The sequence below is a fragment of the Methylolobus aquaticus genome (assembly GCF_054172105.1).
This window is the reverse complement of sequence record NZ_JBSYXP010000053.1, coordinates 1-986: the sequence shown is the minus strand read 5'-3', so window position 1 is coordinate 986 and position 986 is coordinate 1. Positions and strand designations below refer to the sequence as shown.

Sequence of the window (986 nt, the reverse complement as noted above, 5' to 3'; positions counted from 1 at the left end):
GTAAGCGCTCCACAAACCCCAGGCTATGCGGTGCGGATCAGGTGGTGATCAAATCCGCGGGTGGGCAGTTCCAGGGCAAGAGGGCTTCGAAGTGTTCGACAGTGGTAGCGGTCGGCAAGCGGCGCAAGACATGGCGCAGCCACAGGTACGGTTCGAGGCCGTTGGCCTTGGCGGTTTCGACCAAGGAGTAGATCAGCGCGCTGGCGTGGGCGCCGGCCGGGGTGTCGGCAAACAGCCAGGCTTTGCGGCCGACGACGAAGGGACGGATGGCATTCTCGGCCGGGTTGTTGTCGAGGGGCAGATCACCGCGCTCGAGGAAGCGGATCAGGCGCGGCCACTGCTGATGGAGATAGTGCAAGGCTTGGCCCAGCAGCGTGGTGGGCGGTACCGTGGGGCGAACGGTGTCGAGCCACTGGCGCAGTTCCGCCAACACCGGGCGACTGTGCGTTTGCCGTGCCGCGAACCGTTCTGCAGAGCCGCTGTCACGGTGGGCCTTTTCGATCGCGTAGAGCCGGGCGATGGTGTCCAGGGCCTTGCGGGCATGACCCGACTGCCCGGGCGGCACCACCTTGGCGGCGTCGACGAAGTAGCGTCGGGCGTGGACCCAGCAGCCGAGATGCGTCAGGCCTTGTTGCGCGACGACCGCGGCATAGGCCTCCCAGCCATCGGTCATCAGGTAACCCTGCCAGCCGGCGAGCAAGCGCAGCGGGACCTGCCCGGACCGACTCGGGTCGTAGTCGAACAGGAGTACCGGGCGGCCCAGTGGCCCGCCGCGCTGCACCCACATGTAACTCTTGGCCGAGGCGGCGCGGCCGGGTTCCTTCAGCACCTGGACCGGGGTTTCGTCCATATGGATGAGATCCGCGCCGAGCACGGTGTCGCGCAGCAGGTTGGCCAGCGGCTGCAGCGCTTGGGCGGTGCCGATGACCCAGCGCGCCAGGGTCTGGCGTGGCACCAGCACACCGGCCCGCCCGAGCACGTATTCA

General features: G+C 67.7%; 1 protein-coding gene. It reads right to left on the bottom strand.

The genetic code is table 11. The features are described from left to right. Positions 1-37: 37 nt before the first annotated feature. The coding region (gene tnpC / locus ACW73L_RS22140; protein WP_498924706.1) for an IS66 family transposase at positions 38-986 on the bottom strand (949 nt) is incomplete at its 5' end.